14 protein-coding genes are annotated in these 25792 nt (G+C 38.8%); 1 reads left to right on the forward strand and 13 read right to left on the reverse strand.

Annotated elements, in window-relative coordinates:
• Window positions 1-35: 35 nt before the first annotated feature.
• The 3 genes from FAX86_RS16535 to FAX86_RS16550 all read right to left on the reverse strand — a co-directional run bounded on the left by FAX86_RS16535 (window position 36) and on the right by FAX86_RS16550 (window position 2397).
• Entirely contained in the window at window positions 36-689 is a 654-nt protein-coding gene (locus FAX86_RS16535) for a hypothetical protein (protein WP_144394577.1), read from the reverse strand.
• Window positions 690-1319: 630 nt separating this feature from the next.
• Window positions 1320-1760 (reverse strand): hypothetical protein, encoded by a 441-nt coding sequence (locus FAX86_RS16545; RefSeq protein ID WP_144394579.1) that lies wholly within the window; start codon window positions 1758-1760, stop codon window positions 1320-1322.
• Window positions 1761-2040: 280 nt separating this feature from the next.
• Entirely contained in the window at window positions 2041-2397 is a 357-nt protein-coding gene (locus FAX86_RS16550) for a hypothetical protein (protein WP_144394580.1), read from the reverse strand.
• A 246-nt stretch (window positions 2398-2643) separates the two neighbouring features.
• On the opposite strand from FAX86_RS16550, the gene FAX86_RS16555 reads away from it, so the two are divergent.
• Window positions 2644-3384 carry a LytR/AlgR family response regulator transcription factor gene (locus tag FAX86_RS16555; RefSeq protein ID WP_144394581.1) on the forward strand — a complete coding sequence of 247 codons (741 nt, stop codon included), beginning with the start codon at window positions 2644-2646 and terminating at the stop codon, window positions 3382-3384.
• A gap of 118 nt (window positions 3385-3502) precedes the next feature.
• On the opposite strand, the gene FAX86_RS16560 is transcribed toward FAX86_RS16555, so the two are convergent.
• The 10 genes from FAX86_RS16560 to FAX86_RS16605 form a co-directional block, all read right to left on the reverse strand.
• Window positions 3503-5764: a M6 family metalloprotease domain-containing protein gene (locus FAX86_RS16560; protein WP_144394582.1), complete on the reverse strand. Its 2262-nt coding sequence runs from the start codon at window positions 5762-5764 to the stop codon at window positions 3503-3505.
• 301 nt (window positions 5765-6065) lie between these two features.
• Complete coding sequence (locus FAX86_RS16565) at window positions 6066-8384, reverse strand: sialate O-acetylesterase (protein ID WP_144394583.1); 2319 nt, start codon at window positions 8382-8384, stop codon at window positions 6066-6068.
• Between the two features lie 127 nt (window positions 8385-8511).
• On the reverse strand, window positions 8512-11811 hold the full coding sequence (locus FAX86_RS16570; RefSeq protein WP_144394584.1) for a carbohydrate-binding protein: 3300 nt from the start codon (window positions 11809-11811) through the stop codon (window positions 8512-8514).
• A gap of 274 nt (window positions 11812-12085) precedes the next feature.
• Window positions 12086-14263 carry a tetratricopeptide repeat-containing sensor histidine kinase gene (locus tag FAX86_RS16575; protein WP_144394585.1) on the reverse strand — a complete coding sequence of 726 codons (2178 nt, stop codon included), beginning with the start codon at window positions 14261-14263 and terminating at the stop codon, window positions 12086-12088.
• A 638-nt stretch (window positions 14264-14901) separates the two neighbouring features.
• Window positions 14902-17598: a M60 family peptidase N-terminal accessory domain-containing protein gene (locus FAX86_RS16580; protein ID WP_144394586.1), complete on the reverse strand. Its 2697-nt coding sequence runs from the start codon at window positions 17596-17598 to the stop codon at window positions 14902-14904.
• 803 nt (window positions 17599-18401) lie between these two features.
• On the reverse strand, window positions 18402-19904 hold the full coding sequence (locus FAX86_RS16585) for a hypothetical protein (RefSeq protein ID WP_144394587.1): 1503 nt from the start codon (window positions 19902-19904) through the stop codon (window positions 18402-18404).
• A gap of 167 nt (window positions 19905-20071) precedes the next feature.
• Window positions 20072-20680, reverse strand: a complete 609-nt coding sequence (locus FAX86_RS16590; protein ID WP_144394588.1) for an endonuclease dU — start codon at window positions 20678-20680, stop codon at window positions 20072-20074.
• A complete protein-coding gene (locus FAX86_RS16595; protein WP_144394589.1) occupies window positions 20670-22253 on the reverse strand; it encodes an RNA ligase family protein in 1584 nt (527 codons plus the stop codon). Before FAX86_RS16595 ends, FAX86_RS16590 begins: the two co-directional genes overlap by 11 nt.
• Window positions 22250-22900: a hypothetical protein gene (locus FAX86_RS16600; protein ID WP_144394590.1), complete on the reverse strand. Its 651-nt coding sequence runs from the start codon at window positions 22898-22900 to the stop codon at window positions 22250-22252. The genes FAX86_RS16595 and FAX86_RS16600 overlap by 4 nt, the downstream gene beginning before the upstream one ends.
• A gap of 4 nt (window positions 22901-22904) precedes the next feature.
• Window positions 22905-25610: a winged helix-turn-helix domain-containing protein gene (locus FAX86_RS16605; RefSeq protein ID WP_144394591.1), complete on the reverse strand. Its 2706-nt coding sequence runs from the start codon at window positions 25608-25610 to the stop codon at window positions 22905-22907.
• Between the last annotated feature and the right edge of the window lie 182 nt (window positions 25611-25792).

Consider the following 25792-nt stretch of genomic DNA (forward strand, 5'->3'; position numbering starts at 1 on the left):
ACTCGATTATAGGACTCAGATATTTTTTGTTTTTCCTACATATTTTGATTGACTTTTCTAAGGCCACCAATAATTTTGCAGTTGGATACTATTGGAGAAAGAAAGAAACGTTCTATGACACCGCCTATCAAAATAGATTCTTTATCGACACATTCAGCTAAGATTTTTCCATAAGACATGTCAAATACCGCATAAGCAGAATTAACACGCTTTACTTCATCTGCATCAATTACTGTGGCCCATACTTGACCACTGCTTTTAAACGAAATAGAGGTCACCTTTACCTGCCATAAAATATTTTCTCCAATGTACTTTTTTTCAATTTTTTCGCGCTCATTATCTGTAAGATTCGAGTTATTCCATGCTCGCAAAACATCAGCCAAGCAATCTTTCTTGATTTCTAATTGCTCGTTTGGAACGATAATCTTAGAAATAGGTTTTATTGATTTAGTCACTTGCTCCTCTGGCTTTTTTTGCCTGATTTTCGCATCCAATACATTCTTTTTAACGAGCAATGTTATTTCTCGTTCCAGCCTACCCACTCTATAAAACTGCTTTTTTAGATTTCCAAGCTCTCTTTGCAAAAAATCAACGTCCTTAAACCTTCTATTAATTCGAAAAGTCAAATAGTACAAAGCCCCAAGAGCAACAGCAGTAAGGATAACGATAACCATTTGAATTAATGGCAAACTGTTCATATCAATAAGCCTTTAAGTGCTGTATCAAAAAAAACAATACATTGGAGCCGTCGTGAATACATTTACAATAAAATCATCGTTAGCATTACCATTTAAATTTCACATAAATACTTAACTCTAGAAAAAGCCATCATATAGCATTCGACTCACTTCAGAATAAATATAGATGATAAAACCGAAGCATTCACTTGTGTAGGATAAGGGAAGTACAAAGTGCTTGTATTCGTGCATGAACTGACCATAAAATATCGAAGTAGAGATAACTACTCACGGTTCATTCAAAGTATATAGCAACTTTCGACCTATTTGACCAAAAAAAAAATCAATCCAAGTGTATGTTCGCAATCGCTTTATGGAGTTATGAAATTATGGGATTATGGGATTATGGGATTATGGGATTATGGGATTATGGGATTATGGGATTATGGGATTATGGGATTATGGGATTATGGGATTATGGGATTATGGGATTATGGGATTATGGGATTATGGGATTATGAAGTATGCGTAAAGATTTCCGATGGTCAGGAATCTACTCTACCACCGGAATAAAAAATGTTCTTATTGTTTGATATTTTATAAATTCACCTAGAAATTCAATAGAATAGTTTACAAATTCATCTAAAACTCTGTATGAATAATCTTTGACACAACAAGCTCTCCATTGTTAGTTAATTCAATGTAGTCAAAGCCCCTCCCTAGTCTCTTATCCCACAGTTCTTTTGTGTAAAAACCTTTATTTCTATTGGTCGCCCACTCTGGTCTCCCATCTACATAAAGAACCATATTTCCATCACTTCTTTGTGCCGCCAAGAAACAATCTTCACCGCTGGTTTGTGTTTCCCAAAGGACAAAGATTCCGCTTCTCAAAACAAGATTACATTCAGCGGTAAGTCTTAACTCATAATCCTCACCATCCGCAATCAAACTAAAACCTTTTTGCAATGAATCACCTAAATTTATTCTCTTATAATAATCTCTCGAATGAACATCTGACGAGAAAAGAAAACAGAAAAATATAAAGCCAGTGAATAGAAAAGTACTCTTAGATATCGATTTCATAATAACTCCTAAAAGGCATTTGGTTATTTCAATCATCGCTATAACTCTCCCAACCCAAAAATTCTATAGTTTCATTAAACCAACATTATTCAAGCAGAGGAAAACATAGCATCATCAAGTGTAGGAGAGAAATGCGAAATACATTGAGATTTAAAGACCCTATCAAACTCATAATGTAACAGCTCATTCACTTCTACTGCTGATAAGACTATTGGCGCTATAAAAAACATCAAGCCGATCGGTTTTAAAAAAACATGCCGTTCTATTCATTCAAACTACCTCATGTGCGTCTCATCACAATAACTTCACCTTCATACTTTATGTATATATAGTCTTCTTTGAGAGCTGTTTGAGCATCAACGATCCGATTAACCTTATAATCGTACAATCTTGCGCTATATCCGAAACTTGCCCTCCGTATTTCAGTAAGAACCGTCACACCCAAGGTGACTATTTCATGCACTGCTGCTATGACAACCCCGTTCCAAAGCCCATTGCCCAAAGAAGTTATTTCAATCTCCATACTCAAATCGAGTATCACCCAACGCCCCTCAATATTGTGTAATTTAGTTACTCTCTCTTTATTGAACACGTACTTTCCTTTAACTGAGAACATACTGGCTAACATCCTAATCACTAACGCCTCCCATTACAGAAATAGCTCTCTTAAATACTTTAAAACCCAACTAAATAAAATGGCAAAACTTAAATTAAATAGAACAACTGGACTAATTCGCCAATACCAAACTGCTCAAAGTGTACATTATTGCGTACCGAACGCGTCGCCAAGATTAGAACTTCATTAGTTCATAAATTAAAATACTCTCTACCCGAAAGCTCTTCTTTTTATTCTATATTCAAACAAAGGAAATTAATTAATACCATGAAGCGTGTAATGATTGTTGATGATGAATTATCAGCGCGGCAAAATATAAAAGAAGTTATTGATTTTTTTAATGAGCTTGAGATTGTTTCTGAGTTATCAGATGGTATTAGCGCAATATCAGAAATCGATAGATTAAGACCAGACATTGTATTTTTAGATATACAAATGCCTGAAATTAATGGATTTCAAGTTGCGCAAAAAACAAGCCACATCAATTATCAGCTCGTGTTTTTTACAGCTTATCCACAATACGCTTTAGATGCCTTTAGTACGAATGCTATTGACTTTTTACTCAAACCCATTCGACCTCACTTATTAAAGAGATGCATTGATAAAATTCTACGACAAGAAAGAATGATATTAGAAATACTAAAAAATAGTACTGATGCTGATACCCTCGCTTTGTCTGATGGAAATACATCCCGCATCATAAATATTGAAAATATTAATCACATAGAAGGCTTAGGGCGATATCGACGGGTGCACCTGACCAAAGAAGGTGAAAGAATTCATCAAACGAAAACGATTATTTCAGACACAACACTGGATGAATTTGAAAGTCAGCTTTCAAAAGTTACTTTTTTAAGAGTTCATCGCAGTTATATTATCAATACTAATTATATCACTAATATTTTAAGAGAAAATCGTCGACATTATTTAAGTCTTGAAGACTCTACTGACACCATTCCAATTTCCCGAGGTAAATACCCATTATTAAAGTCTCGCTTTAATTTATAGGATAATGAAAGTTCATGGGTATTTGCAACAGTGAACGGTTGCAAATACCCTATTACATCAAGTTAAAAATTTCTTACCATTTTCACTCAATTATGTCTCGCAAGAACATGTAAACTACTTATTTAACATCCATTTTATCAAGATTAGGACCACCATAGTCGGTATTCGCTTTTAATTGAATGGTATTGTTTCCTTGTTTAAGTTGAACTCGAATGGTTTGAGTTCTCCAATTAGTCCAGCTACCAGTGCCATCAAAAGATAGATGACCTATTCGTCGTCCATTAACTTTAATGACACATCGACGAGGAGTAGAACTTCCATTGGCATACCGAAATGTTAATAAGACTTGGCCGTCTTTAGTGGCAGAAACATCGTTCCACTCAACGAAAGATCGCTTTTTACCGTAATCCATAAAACCAGAACCCGTGTATCCACCAACACTGGTACTTACCTTCGCATCGACAGCACGACTATTGTCTTCCGCTTGATAAGACTTTGTTGATGAGGTCGACGCATTCTTATAATAACCCGCTTTGAAAACACCCGGTATTGGATCGCCAAAATTAGTATTATTAAAGTGGACTGTTCCATTTATGCCGTACTTAAAATTGAATTTACCCTTAGCTCCATAAGCAACGTCAACTGATCGATTAAAAACACAAAAGCCACCTTCATCAGTACATTTAGTGTATCCTTCAGGTCCTTCATCAGGAATATGAAAATCACCATCCGGTGAGTAACTGAATGACATGTTTTCTCGTGCACGACTAATATTGTAAATAACATTATTGGTTTGATTAACATAACCGTTCTGATAGGTATCTGTATTCGGAACAGTATCTGGCCCAATACGAGTCACATTTCCAGCACGATAGGTATCATTTGAATCACCAGAATTCTGTCCTTTTTCTATCTGATACAAACCATCCGCTTGTAACATAGCGACTTTATAATGCTGTCCATTTCTTGGCCAATTATCTTGATCAGGATGCCCTTCAGTATTTGTACTCGCCGATTCATCGATATGCCAAATTGCAAGTCCATCTGAATTAGGGGGCATGTTATCAACTAGCTTTCCAGAAGCGTTGTTCCTCCTGCGATTTTCAATCAGTAAATATTCCCCTTGATCGAAGCCTTTATTAACTCGATATATTCTTTGATTATTTATATTGTAATCGCCTGCACGACTAAGATTACTGTGCTCACCCCAACCTAATTTCATTTTTGACCACGCCGATAAAAATGGCGGCGGTTGTTGACTACCATCGGCGCCCCAGCTATTGCACATCATGCCGAAGCTACCAATACCTCCGCCTCCACCGTTTTTATCATAAAGATCGGGTAAACCAAATACATGTCCAAGTTCATGAGCAATGACACCGATACGTGTAATATCATCACCACATTTTCCCCATAAGCCTGGGTTTATGGAATAAATGTTCGATGAAACTCCTTCTTTTGATGTCCAACCACTGACTCCACCTTGGTGAGACCAAATTCTCTCGTCGCCTGGTGCGCCAGTGTTACAATCGTTACCACCCCATTCGGCGCCGTAGCCCGAATGTATAAACGTAAGCGCATCAATTATTCCGTCGTTATTTTTGTCAAACTGACTGAAATCTAACGTTGCATCGGCTTTAGTAAGCGCTTCTTTTAACGTCACATGTAAATTATTTTTTGAAGCGGCTTCCGTTTTAGATACTGTAATCCAGTCGACGATAGTTGAATTTAAAGTAAGTTTGTTATAAGAATTCCTTAAATAAATATCTTTAATACTCCCTGCGGGAGCTAACGACGGATCTCCGCCGACTTTATTGAATAAGATTTCAAAATTAGAACGAGAGGGTAATTTACGATTGGCGTGATCGGCAAAACGAATCAAAACAACTAAATTGTTCAACGAGCCCACGTTATTAGAGTTTTTCATTGATTTCAATGCAGGATTGATTAATGACGATTGAAAGTAACTTTGATGCTTTAAATATTTATTTGTTTTTCGAGGTTTGGCATGCTTTTTTAAACCCCAATGTTCAGGATTTCCCTTACCTACCTCAAGCGATGTTGGTTTCAATTCACCTGTAGTTGATTGCTCGGCGTACACATAACGCGTGAATACAGGCGAAGCCTTTTTTGACAAATCTTGCTCGCTGACGAATTTCTTAGGTGTATCAACCTTTTCTTTTATTACCGTATAACCATTAACGTCCTCTTCCCAGTTTTGATGTTCATTACCTCGTTGAAATAAGGTGATTTTAGTACCGTCTGGTTGCGTTACAGTATACGAATGCGGGCTGGCATTTATCGCATATACATTTTGCGTTAAAATAACTCCAGCAGAAAGACACATCGCTAGTGCGCTACTTTTAAATTTTGTTTTCATACATTCCTCGTATGTTAAATTAGATACATTATCTTATTAATAGCGATAAGCTTTGAGTTAAGACGAAAACAAGCAACTACATCGGACAAGTCATTTATTAACGACGTTCAACTTCCCACTATCACGCAGAAAGCAATATAGTGCCGAAACTGATCTTCGTATTTGACTAAGTTCACATACAGATCGTACTAACGCACCAACGGTACAAAATCATGTATGAATAATACTAGGACTAAATTCCCAATAACCTTTCGATCCAAAAGGTAACGATTTAATCACACCTTTCATCGATTACATTGCTCTAATTCTTGATAGTATTTTCAACGGCTGACATGTCGATATGAAAAATTCTGTCACCAGACATAGTTTGAATAGAACGATCTCCGATACCACGTCCCGAAGTACCTGACATATATCGCGCTCCACCTGCGTATTCATCAGCGGAGATCTGTAAATAGGGAATACCTGTTTTCCAATGAGTCGTACTTGCTTTCATTCCAATATCAATGGCGTATTGGGTATTAGGCTTTAAAAGTGGAGGTTTTCGAAAAGTCCAAGTCATATATTCCCCTGGATTCCAAAAGCTTTGTTGAATAAATGTTTCTCTATGAAATTCAATAAACTGATCACCCGATATCTTTCCGACTCGAATAACATAAGTTTTCTCTGGTTCTGCTTTCGTACTTTCTAAATTACCCACTTGGTACGATACTGAATTTAAGTAAGTACTTTTATTCGAAGTTGTAAATGTTTGGCCTTTCGGTCGACCTGAAATTCTCGTATCGTACCACCATTTATCAAGGCCAACCGGTGTTCCATAGTTTGCAATGTCCAGATCATCAATCGGTGGGGGTTCTTTACTTATCGCTATCGTACCAGGTGCGGGTTTTATCCTAGAGATATCCATATGAAATACCATATCCCCCGACATGTGGTTCATGTTGTGATTACCCCGTCCCCTACCTTCAGTACCTGACATATAACGTGAGCCGCCAAAATATTCATCTGCCGTCCTTTGTAAGTAGGGAATACCCGTTTTCCAATGAGAACTACTGCTTAACATGCCAATATCAATGCCATAGTGAGTATTCGGTTCCAAGTGAAAGGGTTCTTTTAAATTCCAGCTCATAAAACCACCTGAGCTCCAGGTAAATTTTTGAGTAAAGGTTTCACGATGAACTTCAGAGAATTCATCTCCATTGACGAGTCCTATTCGTAGTAAATAGGTTTTAATCGGTTCCGCTTTCGTTGTTTCTAAATTGCCCACTTGAAACGAGATAGCATTTAACTGTGTCCGTTGATTTGAACTAGTAAAGGTTTGTCCTTTTGGTCTACCCGACACTCTAGTGTCGTACCACCATTTATCCAATCCCGTCGTTGAGCTGTAATTTGCAATATCAAACTCGTTGATAGATGGACTTTGTTGACTGGTCGTCATTGAATTCTGTCGAGTCGAGATATTTCCTCGATGTAAAGTTAGCATTCCTTTTCCCATCGCCTCGCCTACCAGCATAAAGGTTTCTGCATTTTTTCTGTAATGTGAACCATCACGACTTGGCGAATCTGCTGCAGAACGCCAAAAGCCTCTTGTATCAACGGTAATTACATTGCCATCAAACTCAGGATAATTGCCTGTATCACCACTAATTACACGTTGTGCATTGGCAACGACAGCTGTATTACCTGTCATTTCGTATCCATTAAAACCGATAGTCGCAATAACAAAAGGCGCTAAAGGTGTATTAAAGTCTGATCGAATGGCCTTAATCAAATTGACCATGTTAAATTCGTAACGCTCAGCATAAACTCCATTTAATGTATCTTTGTGTCCTTGAAACCAACCATAGCCCGATATTTGAAAACCACGGTCTGCCCATTGCGGAAAATAACTATTAAAGTTATCTAAAACATTTTTGGCTTCAGCAACAAACTCATCGTATTGCTTTCCAGCATACCAGTTAATTGGCGTATAAGGATCGCTATCAGACCATCGATCGTCCCGATCGCCATAACCCGCGTATGTATAGCCGTTAACAACATATCGTGAACTACCGGGTGGTAGAATGTCCCATGCAATACTTCTATTACCAATAGATGACTTGATAATAAGTACCGGTGCGTCATGGTAATTTCCTACGATATGACCAAATCCTAACTCTGGGCCTATGTGACCTCGATTCGCACCCGCGCCAACGGTCAACCATGAGTCTTGTTTGGCTGAAATAACACCTTTGTACCAAACATCGTTTCTTGTTATCCACTGTTCGTTCGAATCTAGTAAGTAAGGAAACTTTCCATTGAGTTTAACTTCTGTTACTAAAGTTCCTGGAGTACCCAGAGGTTCGATAGCGCCAAAACCAACCATATTAGACTGGCCAAATAAAATGTATACTTTAACCGGCTTTTGTACGTTAGATGAATTAGTAAAAGCGGTATCTTTGCTCCAGTCCAGTTTATCGGAAAGCATTGTCTCAGATAAGGAAGAAAGTCTTTGATTCTTTGAAAACAATGCAAGCTCTTTTGAATTTACATTTGAAAATATCGATAGAAAAATAATTAAGGTAATGAACTTTAAAACAACATTTAAAAAACCAAATGGATCAGTTTCATTCTCCTTCATTATTAGCCTCACTCATTGGATTTAATAATTGAATTAATCGAGAAAGTCCGAGTTATCGTTTACTCTTAGCTATTCGCTAAGAGTAAACGCATTTATATTTAGCCATCTCTATCATGCAGAGCATGAATTATTGCCATTGCGTTATGACCGTCGGATTACTCCCCATTCCATTACTATCGGCATTTGGCGTTAAATAAAGAGTAACCTGATCAATGGTTCCTTCACTCGCTGGCAGGTTGATCGCTCGTGTATGCAAACTACCGCCTGATAGTGGGTTTTCATTAGGATCCCATGCAATCGGTAACATGAAATATTTATCTTGATTCCCTTGTCTAATTTTTGCAGTTAAATCACATCCTTTTGCTGGGCAGAATATCGACTTAGCTTCTTCGCGATCAGACCGAGAACGCGGATCGAATAACTTGATCAACCCTGTTTTGTAAGGACCAATAGGGGGATAAATCATAGTGATGTTAGGAGTTGAGCCGCTCGCAGCAACCATGACACTGTAAACATTAACATCCCTTATAATTGGAAAGTTAACGCCATTACTGCTGACGGTATTCGTGTAATCGCCCGACTGCGCATTCCATTTTGCGTAGCGGTTAATTCTATCATTCCATTTGACGAGATGGCCTTCTAAGTAATTTCGAATTTTGTTAACCGAGTAGTCTGAGAAGTGTCGAAATACATAACCTTGCTCTTGATCACCTTGACCTCCGCCCTGCATAGGATCGGCTTTGTAGGTACCAATTTTTCCTCCGACAGCATTGTCTTGAATGGTTGGAGGTATAAAGTTTCCATTTCTAAGATCGTATGCCCAAGTCGGCCCTGCATGCGTTGCATTTGCATCGCGCGCTTCTATACCATACATATGACCTTTGTAAGGATACTGTGCATTGCCTCCCCAATGAGGTAAAGATAAGGCATGACCTAATTCGTGATGTAAAATACCTTGACTCTTTCCATTGCCCACTCCCTTAAAACCACCAGCTTGACCACCTGAGTGAACACCATAAATATTAACGTAATATAAGCTTAAATGACGGCTACCGGCAGCGGCTTGTAAGGCACCAACCCACTGTAAAGCAGCACCTTGTTCGCCATCAAAATTTAAGCCCGTTTGATCTTTATAGTCTTGTCTAGAACGAACTTTCGCTGCTCGAACACCTGATCGAGGAGGAATAACCAACTCTTCAAAAACAATATTGTTTACCCTTCGTAGTTCGAGCGATGACACCGGCCACTTAGACTCTAGCTCGCTAAGCCATCCCGACGGATAGTCACCAGTCGTTTGGTTAAAATAGTGTACATCAAACATATTCATAACGACTTTATTGGGTGAGGTGATTGTTAAATTATCGAGAGATAAAATATTATTGCCTGCGGCTATCGTTATACGCAAACCCGGTTTAACCCATTCTTTGGGTATTGTCGTCGTAAAACTATCATCCGATTTATGTTGAACCGCTCCTCGCTCTGAATTGAATTCAGTAGGAACAGTTGCTGGGCCTTGCATAGTCAACTTAGTGGATTGCCCATTCAAATAAAGCATCGCAGAGACTTCCGGTGAATTAGCATTGGCTTCATCGGCAAGAACCTGAACTTTTAACAACGCATCAAGGTCGCTGACGAGTTCAAATAAATTATCATTGGGTTCTAGAATATGATTCTGCCCGAAATAGACTTTCTCAATATAAACATCGGGTGGCAAATTTTCAGACCCTATCGCCATGTGATCTAAATTGGGCCCAGCTTGAATTGCTTGCACTTTTAGCTTGTGAATACCTTTTGGTAAAAACACTTCGTAAGTTTCTGTTTTCCAGTTTGTCCAGCTACCTGTTGCACTAAAGCTCAGGTCAGCAATAGGACTTCCATTAAGAAACAACCGAGAGTTTCGACTTCCTCTTTCAACCGCGTATCGGAATTTTATTTTGTAGTTGCCATCATTTGGAATATTTATAGACGGCCACTCAACTGAGCTGCCTGCCCCACCGAAATCAATAAAACCGGTTCCCGTATAACCCGCGTGTACATTCGTAACGCTAGATTTGCTTAAGGTTGTGTTTTCCTCTGCTTCATATTGAACGCCACGATTTGCGACAGAATATGGCTCAACTTTCATGTAATCCAAATTCGGACCAGCTTGGTACGCTTCAACTTTTATTAAATGTTGACCCCTGGTTAAATTCACATTAATACTCACAGTCTCCCAATTTTCCCAACTTCCAGTTTTATTAAATGGGATATCAGCGATAGCGCTTCCATTGATCAGTAAACGCGACCGCCGTTGGCCTCTTTCTACTGCATAACGAAACGTTAATGTATATTCACCGTCATTATCAATATTAACGGATGGCCACTCGACATAGCTTCCAGCCCCAAAGTAATCGACAAAACCAGTTCCTGTATAACCTGGAACACTTGTCGTTACATTTGCATCATGTAGATGAGTGTTATCCTCTGCTTGTAGAATATTCGTGACACATGACGCCTGTTGACACCCCATACTGACTAAGTTTCTTGCTAGCGCATCGCCGATGAGATAATAAGATTCTGCATTAGAGTTCCAGTGATATCCCTGAGCTGTTGGAGAATCACTTTGTTCACGATAGAAATCTCTGGTGTCGATGGCTACGACATTCGTCGAGTTGAGTAAACGACTATCGTTTGGTACGGCTAACTGAGCTTCCATCAATGATAAAGCTCTGGGATGATTTTCATTCCAACCTGACATGCCTGTTGTGGCTATCGCAAAAGGTAAATTTGGTGTATTGAATTCCGCTCTTAAGTCGTTAATTAAATTGACGCAATTCTCCTGGTACTCATCATTTGCCGTTTGATTAACTCGATCATTCCAGCCTTGATGCCAAGCAATACCAGCCAATTCATAACCCTGCCCCTGATAATTGGGCACATAACTACCAATGTTATTGAGCACTTCATGAATTCTATCGATCATTAGGTAGTAATAATTACCGGTTTTACCACCAGAGCTTGGTGGCCGAAAATCATTATATAAACTCTTTCCGCCCCAAGCTGTTTTAATGAGTAACACCGGATTTTCTAGTGCATCACCCACTAGGTGACCGAACTGTAACTCAGGACCAATTTTATTGGTTCTGACTGTTAAAGCACCACTGGTATTCAGATCGGCTAACCATACATCATTCCGAACCGTCCAGTTGCCACCAGATATCAAGTGTTTATAATCATTTTTATCAGGTGAGTTCTTTACTAAGTATCGCAGTGTGCCCTTACCATTATTTTTATCGATTTGACCTTGACTGGGTGTAACGACACCCTGACCAGCCATGTTAGACTGACCAGCAAGAATGAACACCTTCACTGGAAGTGAAGGATCATTTGCTTGAGCTACCAAGCTAAAGAAAACTAAAGTTCCCAACATTATTTTTTTTAAAAACATAAATCTCCCCTAGAGAAAAATCTAGAATTAATTATCTTCTGGCAATCCTACGAGCCAGTTAACTCGATGAGACTTTAAATTAAAATAAGGAATAGAAAGTAGACTTTCGACACATTAAATGAGTGACTAAGTATCAAAGGTACGAAACCGTGCATAGATGGGTTTTATTTAATTTATTTAGAGATTGAGTGTCGTTAAAGAAAATTTAACAAACAATTAATTTCTTACGATACTTTAAGTCAGAACGCCAATTTTTAAATATTAACATCCTCAACTAACTTCTTGGCAATACAGCAGGAAACCTAATAATTAGCTCACCACCTGCCTCTGTAGAGTCGAAAGATATCTCATATTGTTTAGGATATAAAAGGCGCATCGTTTCACTTAAAATACGAGTTCCCTCGCCAGACTTAATTTCTTCAACATCAATTTTTGGACCGGAATCTCTAATAAGAATTTCAATCATTTCCTTTTTAAAATCATCAGAAAAATATCTTTTTACAACTATTTCGACGTGAGCTTTCTTTGAATAAGGTGCGACAGCGTGTTTAATGGTGTTTTCTACAAGTGGTAAGACTAATAACGATGGCACTAGTAGATTTTCACATTCTTTCGGAAGAACGACATTAAAACTTAAGCGCTCTGAAAAGCGATTCACTTGAATTTTTAAGTAATACAGTGCTGTTTCCATTTCTTCTTTTAAACTAGAAAAATTGCGCTTTGATAAATTAACCGTTGCACGCAATAAGTCAGAGAGGTTATATATATTTTCCTTTGCATTTTCTGGACGTTTTGAAATCTCAGAGACAATCAAATTTAAGGTGTTGAATAAAAAATGAGGATTACTTTGTGATCGCAAAGCATTGAGCTCTATCTGTTTCGAGTTTAAAGTCGTTTCAAAAACGATCTCTTGTTGCTTCATGATTTGCATCAAAGTCAAATACAGTGCCATTTGTAACAAAAATATGAAGGCGGGTAACAATATAACATTGGCACCTTCAAAAGGAAGAACGTCAGTAATAGCAGGGAAAAAGAAAAGACAAATAGGAAAGACTATGGCTAGGTTGACGACAAGAAACGCCATTCCTTTTAGTTTCTTCTTCATTTTCGTTTGTCGGACCAAGCCTGCAATGATAACTAACCCTGAAGTCAAGACAAAAAGAAAGCTTAATATCCAGATGGTTAACTTCCTTTTTTGATCATCAAGTTCTAGCCGACTAATTTCGTTTTCTTGCTTTAATAATTGGTTTTCAATTTCCTTTCGCTCAGTATCAAATAGCACCATAAGCCTTTCAATCGATTGCTCTTTCTCTTTTGCATGCCTTTCTTTTAAACGAGTAAGATAGGCCTCGTGAGCGGCTAAAGCGCCAGCAGTATCACCCTTTTTTTTACGAAATTCGTAAAGCATCTCATAAGCCCTAATGGTGTACTTATCATTAACCAATCCTTCTATTTCTACAAAAACATGTTCCAGTAGCTTTTCGGCTTTTTCTAACTCATTTCTTTCAAGGTAAATCTCGACTAAAGACAAAGCCGAAAATGCCGAGTTTTTATTCTCTTTTAACTCTTTGAATAAATGATGTGCTTTAGAAAGATAGCTGATTGATTTCGAGAACTCATTTTGTTCGCGATATATGTCCCCTAAAGTTCTTGATGACCACGCAATACCGGACTTATCTTGAATTCTCTCACTTATTTCTATTGACTTTTCTATGTAACCTTTGGCCTCGTTGGGATTGCCTTGGTTTTGATATTGATTACCTATATTAAATAAAAGCACAGATATTAGAAACTGGTCATCTTCACTCTCGGCGTGTTTTAACGCTTGTTTAAAATAGTGGATAGATTTTTCATAATTCTTCTGATGACCAAATAATTCTGCGATAGGTATCAATGTAACGATGATGCCACGTATATATTGTTCTTCCTCAAATATTTTTAGCGCTTTATTCAAATACAAGAGTCCTCGGTCATTGATTTCATATTTTGTTAATGATTGACCAACGGAATGGTAAACTGCAGCGATGCTCCTTCTATCAGATAGAGTCTCTATTGAATTCAATAGCTTATTACGTAGCTTTCTTGCAAGCTCATGATTGTGATGCATATCAGCGTATTGTAAATAAGTGCGAGTGAGACGCTGCTCCACCTTTTTCAGGTTAAATTTCTCAGCAAAGTCAATAAACTGAACAATCTTATTCTCAATGCCTTCGAATTGCCCATGATTATGCATTTCACGAAGTTTATAGCTCATAGCTACAGTAAGTAACTTGGTATCTCCTTTCTCTTCTAATTCATTGATTATATTGTCCAGTTCAACCGAGAACTGAGATGTTTCAGTGCGCTTATGTAAATCTTCAATATGCTGCTCAAACTGCTCAGGCGTGATGACATCTGAGGTAAAACTTGTCAATATGATAAATAGAAAAGCGGTAAATATACTAGATGTCATCTAGATGACCTTAACTATGTTCAGAACGATTATTAAATACAAAACTATTTCCAAAAATGTTTCTTCGAAGACCTTATTATACTAAATATTAACAATTACAGTAGCACTTCCGTCTTTACATGTCATATCTTTAAACAAAGACTGTTCTATTTTCATTGGGCTCTCAACCTAGCGAACCATAACGAACCATAACGAACCATAACGAACCATAACGAACCATAACGAACCATAACGAACCATAACGAACCATAACGAACCATAACGAACAAGGATAAATTGCCCAGTTAACGAATGCTTATAATTGTGCTTGTTTGAAGTATAAATATTTTAACTTGAAGTTATTACAGATAACTTAAGTATATAAAGAATACCAGTAATCAACTTAATATTCGAAGAAGTGCTGCATTTGGAGGAGAGGCTGTAACCAACGCCCTATATTCATATAAACGTTTAAGAATCCAGAATTCAAACCTCGACTGATCAATCCTTCTTCGCTGAATTCTAAACTTGATATTGAGTTGGTTTATCTTAAAAGAACTTTGCATTCATCACTGACATCGACCGCTCTGCCTATCAAGGCTAAAGAAAAGAACGCCCAGTAAAAACTGGGCATCGCAGTCTATTAGTTTTCTAAACGATCAGTCACAACCTTGAGGATAGTATTGCTCTATGATTCTATCGAGAGCATCTCTCGACTGTTGTGCCGTCGTTGTATTGTAGCTGTTTCGAGCGGTAAAGAACCAACCGCCAGCATAATCCGGACTACCAGGATTATCACTACTTTGTTGCTCAACAAACTTTCGATAATGATTTGGCCAAAGTGCCTTGTATACCAGATCGAACTCATTCTTATCGGCAGCAATCATTTCTCGATACGATAAGAGTCTATTACAGACTCTAGTATCTTCACCGATAGAGTGATTATTCAACTCTTGCTTAATGATGTTGTAGTTAGTTGGATGCACACCCCAAAAATGCATCAATGGAACAACATTAAAACCAGCACTTTTACTGAGATAAAATAGCTCGCAATCTTGCGACTGTTTGGGTTGATAACTTTCTTTATCTGGATATCGCGTATCACCAAATGCGGTACAGCGATTGCTTGCACCATTCTCAACAGCAAAGTGAATGTCCCTATAGTATTGCTTTAAAAACTCCCAGCCACGTTTATCATTTCCGTGACTGTCACCGACCATTCGAATCACGTCCATATAACGACCTAAACCTTTCGCTTGATAACGCACTTCATTTTTTGTCGAGTTCGTTATGTCCATGGGTTTGTCATCCCGGAAGTTCTGCCTAGCCATCCATTCGCGTGCTACATTTTCAACTGATGTCTCATTAGATAAATTCATTGAATAAGGTAAGGATCCATTCAAAGTTTTATCATAAAGTGTATTAGCAATGTAAACTGAAATGATATTAACAATAGATTCGGTTTCGCCATTAAATGCTTGCTTTATTCTGGCGTGGCCCATTTCGTGATATTCGACGCTAAAGGATCCTTTTTGATCAATTGGATTCACCAAAAAGTAGTGTTTCATTCCACTGCCTGCATTTTCTGGCTGGTTAGACATAGAAACATCGTAGGTGAAGTTTGACTGAGGATAACCAATTCCATAGGCGCCATGTCGAATGCGAGCGTCGACGATTTGATACAGTGCGACGCTATTGAGTTGCTCACACTCACCCACCGGAATCTCACAATAGCCAAGCAGTGAAATAACGGCTTTCATTTCTTCGTCCCAGCCCGCCATAATATCGACAATTTCTTGATAGGAATGGCTTTCTGTCCACTTCGCTGGCAGCGTCATCATATAATATTCTGATTCAAAGTCAGCCCATAAAGCAGGAGATGTTTTCATTTTCTCCCACTCATCTTCTGTTGTTGTATCGTGTGCGAGGTTTCGATAATAAGGTGCACGAAGCGCGTCCTTTATGGATACGGAAACAGTTCCTAAGTCGATACCATTAGGAACTTTAATGTAAATGCCTCCACCTACAGGAGAAACTAAGGTTACTCTAGTCGCATCGATTGGGTAGGACTGACTGATTCTGTATTGCCTTTTTAGGTGACGGTGTCGTGATAAATCAATGTCATGAGCATTGATCATAACTTCGAAACCGGCGTCAACTAATGCGGACGGCACGGTGATCGTAAACGCTTGTCCAGGAATAGCGTAAAATCCTGTTGGACGTTTTTTGGCATCTTTATGGAAAGCTATGTTGTAGCCCCACTGTGTTTTACTGGAAGCTTTAATCTCTATCGAACCAGATGAGAGGTGAAATTGCGAAGCTTCACTTAAATCAGGAGCGCCGGGGTAAAATTTGTGCGCGCTTAGGGTTAGTCCATCTAAATCATTAATCCATCGCGCTATATTTTCGGGCTTGTATGCGTAATCGAAAAGTACTTGTTCGAGTAAGAACACAATTCGTTCGAGGTTTTCAACACTGTCTTCTAATGGGTCAGAAAATAATGTACGACTTCCCTCTATTAAAGATGTTTTACCTGACTGTTGAAAAGCAATGATAATATCTTTGATAATATTAAGATCATCATCGTCACTGATAATTCGTTCTGGATGATAACCGTATTCTTGTACAAAGTTATTTCCTAAATCAAAGTAGCGCCATCGAATCTCTGGATCGTTTACGGGAAATTGTTCCGTTCGAATCGCTGTTATAAATTGAAGGTAATGCGCAGCGAGTCGAGCGTTCGACATTAGACAGTTCTCATCATCATTACAGTTTAAATGAGCTAATACTTCTGCTAATGCCTCTTTGTTTTCCGACGTATCAATCGGAGCCGGACGGAAGAAACCTGATTTTTGCACACCTGATATGGGATCACCAAAGCTAGAATTATTAAATTCAATTTTACCATTGGTCGCATATTTATAATTAAACTGGCCATTGGCACCATAAGCGACGTCGACGGTTCCTATAAACTCACAAGATCCTCCCTCAAAAGCACACCATGTAAATCCGCTCGGCCCTATCGGCTCATTGTCGGTTATATCTTTATAAACTGCTTCGATTGAAGCAGAACCATCTAAGATAGTAACCGTCGTATTATTAGTTGTATCATCAGCGATAGCCACATTGCCAGAATTAATCATCCATTGAGCAAATGTTTTTCCTGCTGGCGCTGAGCTAGCTGAAATATCGATGACTGAGCCCTCTCGGTAATTACCACTACCCTGCCCATTGTAGACGGTTAAATAATACTCTTCAGATTGCTCCCCGTCATCGTCAGAACCATTACAACCCGTCAGTAGTAACGAGATCAGTATTCCAGCAAAGAGATATTTTGACACTGTTACAATATTCATATTCGCTCACCTTTGAAGGTATCCCTTCTGAAAACCGAGATAAAGAGTGGTGTTTTCTATAAAAATTTAAACAACTCGATAGTTGTATTTCTTCCTTTAAAGTTCATAGTAGAAATTTCCGTGTCATTTAAATGTTCATAAGTTCTCATTTTGAGCACTAACGTTTGAGATAACGCTATTCTGAGTGGTAGTTCGCGTAAAAATTGAGAGAAAGATCATGTTTCTAGCAGAAAGTCAGGCCATGCATATTGCTGCCGAAATGAAGAAGTTAAGGGATGACTGAATATCTGTTCAATTAATTTTGAATAATAGAATGACAATTGACTAAATAGTGATGAACCGCCAATTGATTAACGATTAATCACAAAACCATCTTAGAACATCAATAACAATGGGATCAAAGAAATTATGGCGATGAAGCGTTTCATCTTTAATCACGGCGAACATTGATCCTTGTTCGCTATCTCTGAGAATTACTATCTCCATTAACTCAATTGTTTATCTTTTTTATCCAAGTGTATAACTGTTTGAGCAACTGAACAAGAATATTAGAGAGAAGGCAATAGCTAATATTTTAACCCAACGCTAAACTATGACTAAGAAATATCTTGCACTTCTCTTCTAAAAATAAAACTTAGACGCAGACAGCCATTAATTGCGATGATACTAATGTCTTAAATAAAGTTTAAATCAATCGGGCTTGAATAGCCTTATAGAAAATCTCTTATTTACAAAAAAACTAGTGTTTCTTCTGGTTACTCGAATCTATTAGTGATGCATTTTTAAATTCCGAATATCTCTAATTATTTCCTTATGGTCGATTTAATAATAAAACATTGGGAATATAAAAAACCTTCCTTCAATTCGTAAACACCAACAAAGGGTTTAACTGTTCGACCAGATGAAGACGCTTTCACCAAAACTTGATAATCACCTGGCTTCAGTGCAAATCTAGCAATATTATCCTGAGCATTACAGCGATCTTCGGAACTTTTACATTCGATACACGGTGGAATTTTCTGCTTGACGGTTTCGGTACCCGTCATCGCGAGAGTCAACGTTGAGTTAGTGCCATTGATCAATATCACCTTCGCTGGTCCGATCCCGGAGTATCTTTCCCCTCGAATTGGTGAAAGACTTGCCGCACGCTCGCTTTTTGCAATTGCTATGTCGACAAGAACTTGATACTTATTGATTTGATCAACGATATAGCCGTTCGATTGATCTGTATTTATATGATCTAAAATCTTCTTTGCGTCTTTATATTTCTTGTTGGAATAGGCGGTTCTAGCTCGATTTAACATAGCGTTTGAACAGCCTACATAAAGGTTCAAAAGTTGCGACTGAATGTGAGGCAACCAATCGCCATCCTTTCCAACTCTTACTTTTTCACTTGAGCCAGCGCCCAATGAAATACGCTCAATACCCGGTTTTTCTTTTAACATAGAACAAAAACTTTGGTGCATTGATAGAAAGTCGACTAATAATGAATTTGCTCGTTCGCGCTCTTTTTCACCCACAGATGCAGCAATGGCATATTTAATAAAGTTATGTGCTATAACTGGCACGTGTCCATACTGAATATTAAAAATAGATGCGTAAGAATTATCAGGATTGTACTTCTCGAGAATTTCTTGAACGCATAAAACATTTAATACTGACAAATATTCTTTGAGGTGAAGCTTAAATGTGGACATACCTTCTTGTATTTCTTTTTCAATAAAACTATTGTTTTGTATGTAATACAAGTCCATACAAAAGTACGGTGAAGGATTTTCTCCAGTTACTTGCACGAGTAACTTATTGCCAAATTCACTGAGAAACTGAACACCTGCATTAGCAAATAGTTTTATTCTGGCAGTATTCGCAAATTCTATATCTTTATCGACTTCAGGTAGAGACACGCCATCATAGTCTTCTGGATATTTTAAGTCCAAGATTTCTTCATAAATGAGACGGAGGTTCTTAATGATACCGTAAAATTTATCGTGTAAAGAACGATCGTCTTTGAGTGAAACAATTTCTTCACACTCTCTCTTAAGCTGGCGAGTTTTCTGATACGACTGTCTAATACTATCTGAGGGTAAAATACTTATAATAGAAACTATCATGCCGTAACTACTTTCTATATCCCTTAACTCAGATAGAGCACTCGTACAATCCTTTTTATCAACATATTCATAAATATCACGCATATGCCCCTTAAACATAAAGGAAACTATGAAAGCAAAAATGAGAACTAAAACAGCGCAAGCAGCACCAATAAAACCATACTTGTGAAATTTCTTATGGCTGGAAGCTCGCATATGTACGCCCTAAGGATGGACAGCTATCAATTGAATACATATCAATAAATAACTAGAGGTGCTTTCAATGGGATTCTCTGATTATAGTCAATCATTTCGTAATTCTCATCTGGCCTAGACCTGGCTTTATAAAATCAAACTTTCTCAGTAGGTACCCGATTATTGTTTTAAGCTCTATTACTACTCTGACCAGTTTTAATAGCTGAACCAATGAGATGAGCAAGTCTAAGTGCTTCTGGTACATGCCCGGTTTCAGTTGTTTGCTTTAGAATACTCGACGCAATCGACTCGCTAATTCCAACGGGTTGAAAATAAAATGGTGAATGTTCAATAACTTTCCCGGCTGATTGTATTAACTGCCATCGTCTTTCTGTATCTGTAAAGTGACCTAAAGCTTGTTTGATTTTTACAAAATTTGGCATGCGACGCATTACAGTAATACAAGGCAAATTGAGTGAACGGGAGACTTCATTAATGTCAATAATATTGAAGCCACCAAATGCGATACCATCCAGTAATATCGCATCCAGCTGCTCAACAAACTTGCTAGCTTTTAAGGTATTGATTATTTGCGGCGTGGCATCATCACCATCTTTAGTGATTTGATTCCACAGCATGCCTTCAAACCGAGTGTTCGAGCAAATAATTCCAGAAATATTAACTTGATGATCCAATTGCTTATTAAAAGGAGCATCATCAAACCCAATAACTCGTAATTGCTTCTTTCGTTCTAGTTTCCTAGATATCCTTTCATCAAAGTTATTCTTAGCGCTCATTCACTAAATTCCAAACGGTTTCTTTTCCTGTGTTTTCTTCTAAATACCGACCATCAACTTTGTTTTTTCTCACGTATTTTGCACGAAAAAGTATTTTATTATTTCGCTCATAGCGGTAAATCAAACCTTCTGCTTCATCGATTGCACCATGTCGCCCAAACTTACCTAACATTGAATCCGCAGTTTTAACCGAAAGTGGCGCGCCAGCGTGGATGACTGCTGGCAGCGAAAAATGAAACTTGGAAGCTTTGCTTGATACTTCATCAAAGCCATAAGAATGGTTCTTACTATCAAAAATATCAAACAACACAAAAGGTTCATGCGGCAGTCGATAACGCGTTCCATGAGCCATAACCATCCATTCACCACAAACTCTTTCGCCCTCATTCAGTAGTAGTAGCAACCGTTCCTTATTTTTTACAACCCAGTCCGACCATAAACGTCGTGACTCATTTCGGGATTGACTAGCAAGGTCTCCTTCTTTGCCTAGAGCAAGAATGTCTCCACCATCTCTTAATGCACATACGCAAGAACCATCGAGTTTTTCCTGAATAATGACACGATCTCCTGATTGCTTAAGCTCATGGGTTAACATTTTTTCTTGTGCCTGACTAATACACTTCGATGACATACCCAGTCGAGAAGCGGATAAATGAGGAATTGAAAGATAAGCTCTTTTTAATATGTTCGTTTTTATTGGTCTTTCGTCATTTATTTTAGCGAGAGAAAAAGGTGTATTCTGTTTTATGAGTAATTTCTTTCGAAATTCTATGCATTCTTTGGACGTAAGCAACTCACCATCGTCAGGTATATTTAATAACTCGATGAAATATTGTTTAACCCAAGAAAGGACTTTATCCAATGGATGAAGCTCGTCAAAAAATAAGTTTCTGGAATCTTTCTCCCAAAGTTTTCGTGAGTTTCGACTACTTCCAAAATCACCATAGAGTAACCGCTTTACAATCGACAATGGATCGAGCCGGCTTTCAAAAGCAAGGTGAATCGCATCTATTAAAGCTTTTTTATTAATCGTATTATATCGACAAAGAACATAAAGATCCCAAAGCGTTTTCGACTGCCAAGCACCATTAACATGTTCAAAAAGCCCATGAAATTTCCATGCAATAGACGTTTCTAACGGTATCGATAAGTATGTAATATTCTTTCCGCTTTCACAGTCTAGCAATTGACCTTTATTGAGGGCCATGCTAACGGGCTCTTCTGCAGAAACATCAATTTGCAACTCACTTACACGCTCTATCCCATGAACAGGCAATACAAAACGCAACCCTGGAGTTACCGACTCTTGCCATATCGATTCAATCGATAATACCTCAGAGTCCAGGGTTATATTTTTATACTTAACGTTATTTAATGCCGCTGTTATATCATGAGAAACTTTCTCTTCATTGAAGTCACCGATAAGCATTAAGTCCAAATCGTTAACTGGACGTTTGAACTTAGACATCCATTGCTGATTAACAAAACTACCGCGAACCACATAGTCAGATAATACTTGGTTGGATTGCAACGAATATAAAATCGAAGGAACTATATCGTTTACAGACGTCATAAATTATTCATCCAACCAGCATCCAAAGAAATGTTGGAGTCAAATATATTATATTCCTTGATAACTTTGTCGAATCCTATTTGCTGTTCATTTAAATAGTCGATAAATGCTTGAAGATGACTTAGCGCGGCAGTACGTCCCTTTTTCATTACTCGAATAGTAGCGAAGCGCAACTGATATTCACTCAGGTTTTTTAATGCATTCTGTGAAACATAGGCATGGTAACCATTAAGCTGTTTTGTAATCGTCGCAATATCAGCATTTAACGGGAGTTTTAATCGAACATGAAATTCATAATAACAATCATCAGGTGCAATTAAGGCATCATCATCTAAAAGAGGCAAACCATGATTATCAAGAGAAGCTTCAATTTTTACTCTTACAACATCGTATTGTTCCGCTACCTTATAAATCAAATCATTTATCGACTTGCAGGCGTTATCAGGATTAGAAAACACTTTGGATAACATAGGTTGATGGTCAGAACTTCCTTTATCCAAAACAATAATAAGAAAACTTGCATTTATTTCTTCACATAACAACTTAAAGCTGTCCAGAGAGTTGTGATCCAGATCGACCGTCATATGAACCTCAAAAGATCCCGGGTATCTTTGTAGGCGACGATTAATTAATGAATGTTCTTTCATTAGACTACGGTGAAACAAAACCAAATTTTCCAGCCTGTGAAATCGCTTGAGTTCGGTTTTTTACACCGAGCTTAACGAAGATATTGCGCAAGTGCGCCTTCACCGTTGACAATGAAACCCCAAGTTCTTGCGCCAACTCAGGATTGCTTTTACCCAGTTTTAATAACGCGAGTACCTGTCGTTCACGCTCGCTTAACGGAGCGTTTGCTTCGGTCTGTTTGGGCACTTCCACTCCCATCGCAGTCAGTATTCGACCGGCTTCTTTGGCAACACCTTCGTCGCCCAGACAATCTTGTAAACCAGTTATTAATCCGGGACCATCATCTAGAAAAGTGCGCAACTGATCGTGCTTAATCGAAAGCCATAGTGCTTGATGCAAAAAGCGTTTTGCTGAGTCACTATCCTCCTGCTGCGCTAATCGGAACTCCAGCAATTCCGCTTTGACTTTCCAGGGTACGATATTGCCGGCTTCAGCTTGCTCTCTAAACCGCGACAGTTCTCTTTTAATATTTCCTCCAAGATTAACCTGTACACGAAGCCATATGGAAAGCCTAGCATAATCAAGCCAGGTTGGGTTTTGCGGTAATGTTGGATCAAAATTTTGCGTCCACGCGAGTAACGATTCAAGTTGACCTTGAGCGGCAAGCAATAATGCCGTCATCAGTTCTGGTTCAAGTACTGTATAGTGCCAATGTGGAACATCCTGCCGGCAATGCCAATATTTAATTTGCTCGATTGCATTTTTTGCTGTTTCGAACTTGCCCTGATTGAGAGCAATCTGCCATCGTTGAAACTCAAAATACACCAGACATTGTGGCATGAGTTGATCGGTTGCCGTAGAAAAGGCTTTATTCAAAGTTTCAGCGGCGGCTTCTAGCTGGTTTTGTTCTCGTAAAATAATGGCTCGTTGATTGAACAAGTTGGGCGCCCAAACATTGTCTTTCCAATCAGGACCAATATCTTCCAACGTTCGTTCGATCCAGCTCAACGCTTCGTTACACTCACCTTGCTGAATCAAACTGCTTACCAGCCAGATTAGGCCAACCATTTGGCACGAAACATTACCGTTACGACGGGCTTGATGAATCGCTCGAAAGCCAAAGTCTTGTGCCAACGGAAGATTCATTTTATAAAACTGATCCGTGCAGCATCCAGCAAGCGTCCACTCAAATAATGGAGACACGGATAGTTGCTCACTTTGGCTCAGATTTTCTGATAATCGAGTAGCTGTTTGGATATCGCCGCCAAGTCGAGCGATGTGAGCTCGCAAAGAAGCAAGGTGCAAGGGAAACTCGGTTAAAACGAAATCTGGAACAGATTGTTCATCAGCCAACAAATCTTTCCCGTCTGGAGCCCAATGTTTATGATTATTGAAACAATATTCCGCTTCTTGCAGCGCTTGTGATGCATTGATTAACTCACCACGCTGAAAAAGAATGAATCCTTCTAAATATTTTAGCCACGGATTAACAGCCAACCATGTTTGAGGAAACTTCTGCAGACTGTTTTCTGCTCGCGGAAGCCACCCCTGTTGCCACCAATGAAGAAAGTGCAAAGTCGCCAGTCGAGCGGCATTTTTCCAATCGCCAAGTGCTACCCATTGTTCAAACGCTTCGTAAGTCTGTTCCTGAGTCTCTAACCACAAAGCGGCTCGCTGTCGAAGACTGATTTCATTTTCTTCGGTAAGCGGTAGAGTATTTAACCAGTCTCGAAACAAGTCGTGCAAACGAAACCATTGGTTCTTATCGTCCAACGCCTGAATCAACAAGTTGTGACGGATAAGATGATCTAACATTGCTGCGCTTCCCTGACTCTCGAGCAATGTATCGCACAGCGCTGCAGAAAATCGAGGAAGCCTTGCTACCTGAACCAAAAAGTTTTTCACGGATTCTGGCTGACACTGAAAAATTTCATCCATCAAATAATCGGATAATCCATGGGCCTCATACCGGTTGGGATTTGTCAGCAAGCCAATATGTCCTTTTTCTTGCCATGCCAGAGCCGTTAGTTGTAAAGCAACGGCCCAGCCTTCTGTGCGAGTCATAATTTGGTTCAGCTGATCCGCCGACGGTGACAACTTAAACCGCTCAGTTAAAAGTTGTTCCGCAACGTCGCGACTAAACTTAAGCTTTTTTTCAGTGATGATCTGACATTTTCCTTCCACACGACGTCGGGCAAGGCTTAATGCAGGTTGCTTACGCGAAACCAAAATAATGCGCATACCGATTGGTAGGTGATTCAAAAAATCATCAAAAGATGCCATTAATGTTTCATCGTGTAATACATGAAAGTCGTCGATGACCAGGTAAAAAGTTTCGTTAGCGGCCCAACTTCGGGACCAGGACCATAGCTCATTGACTAGATGCTTAATCCCGGATTTATGAGCGTCGGGTTGAGTGCCTGGATCGTTTTCACTGAAATGGTGCCAGACTTTATCGATAAAACGCGAGTTAAATTTACAGAGTGTCGAACAGAGGGAGAACCAAAAAGCAATGGGGTCGTTGTCTGAGTGATCCAGGGAAAGCCATGCCGCTTGAACTCGGCGCTGTTCAATCCAGTCGACCATAAGTGTGGTTTTACCATAACCCGCAGGAGCACAAATCAAACTAAGCTGACAGGCGGTTGCTTCGTCTAATGCGTTAAGAGCCTGTGCGCGTGAAAGAAATCCAGCTGGCAAACTGGGCCTGCGAAGTTTGGTTGTTAGCAGCATCGTTGTTCAAATTGGTTAACTTAACTGCCCAATATATTAAATTTAAGTTAAATCGACTACCGCAATGGACCCGATCTGTGACGCCTTCGACCGAGTTAAAACAGAATTCACTATTTACCGGTTGAGTCGTTCATTTCGACCTACCCAAGGACACAGCAAGAAAAAAGCCAATCTAACGATTG

The sequence above is a fragment of the Pleionea sediminis genome, from assembly GCF_007570825.1.
Lineage (GTDB): Bacteria > Pseudomonadota > Gammaproteobacteria > Enterobacterales > Kangiellaceae > Pleionea > Pleionea sediminis.

Coding starts and splice junctions, on each gene's coding strand:
- FAX86_RS16545 (WP_144394579.1), bottom strand. CDS start 1,760: ATGAAATCGATATCTAAGAGTACTTTTCTATTCACTGGCTTTATATTT.
- FAX86_RS16555 (WP_144394581.1), top strand. CDS start 2,644: ATGAAGCGTGTAATGATTGTTGATGATGAATTATCAGCGCGGCAAAAT.
- FAX86_RS16560 (WP_144394582.1), bottom strand. CDS start 5,764: ATGAAAACAAAATTTAAAAGTAGCGCACTAGCGATGTGTCTTTCTGCT.
- FAX86_RS16565 (WP_144394583.1), bottom strand. CDS start 8,384: ATGAAGGAGAATGAAACTGATCCATTTGGTTTTTTAAATGTTGTTTTA.
- FAX86_RS16570 (WP_144394584.1), bottom strand. CDS start 11,811: ATGTTTTTAAAAAAAATAATGTTGGGAACTTTAGTTTTCTTTAGCTTG.
- FAX86_RS16575 (WP_144394585.1), bottom strand. CDS start 14,263: ATGACATCTAGTATATTTACCGCTTTTCTATTTATCATATTGACAAGT.
- FAX86_RS16580 (WP_144394586.1), bottom strand. CDS start 17,598: ATGAATATTGTAACAGTGTCAAAATATCTCTTTGCTGGAATACTGATC.
- FAX86_RS16585 (WP_144394587.1), bottom strand. CDS start 19,904: ATGCGAGCTTCCAGCCATAAGAAATTTCACAAGTATGGTTTTATTGGT.
- FAX86_RS16590 (WP_144394588.1), bottom strand. CDS start 20,680: ATGAGCGCTAAGAATAACTTTGATGAAAGGATATCTAGGAAACTAGAA.
- FAX86_RS16595 (WP_144394589.1), bottom strand. CDS start 22,253: ATGACGTCTGTAAACGATATAGTTCCTTCGATTTTATATTCGTTGCAA.
- FAX86_RS16600 (WP_144394590.1), bottom strand. CDS start 22,900: ATGAAAGAACATTCATTAATTAATCGTCGCCTACAAAGATACCCGGGA.
- FAX86_RS16605 (WP_144394591.1), bottom strand. CDS start 25,610: ATGCTGCTAACAACCAAACTTCGCAGGCCCAGTTTGCCAGCTGGATTT.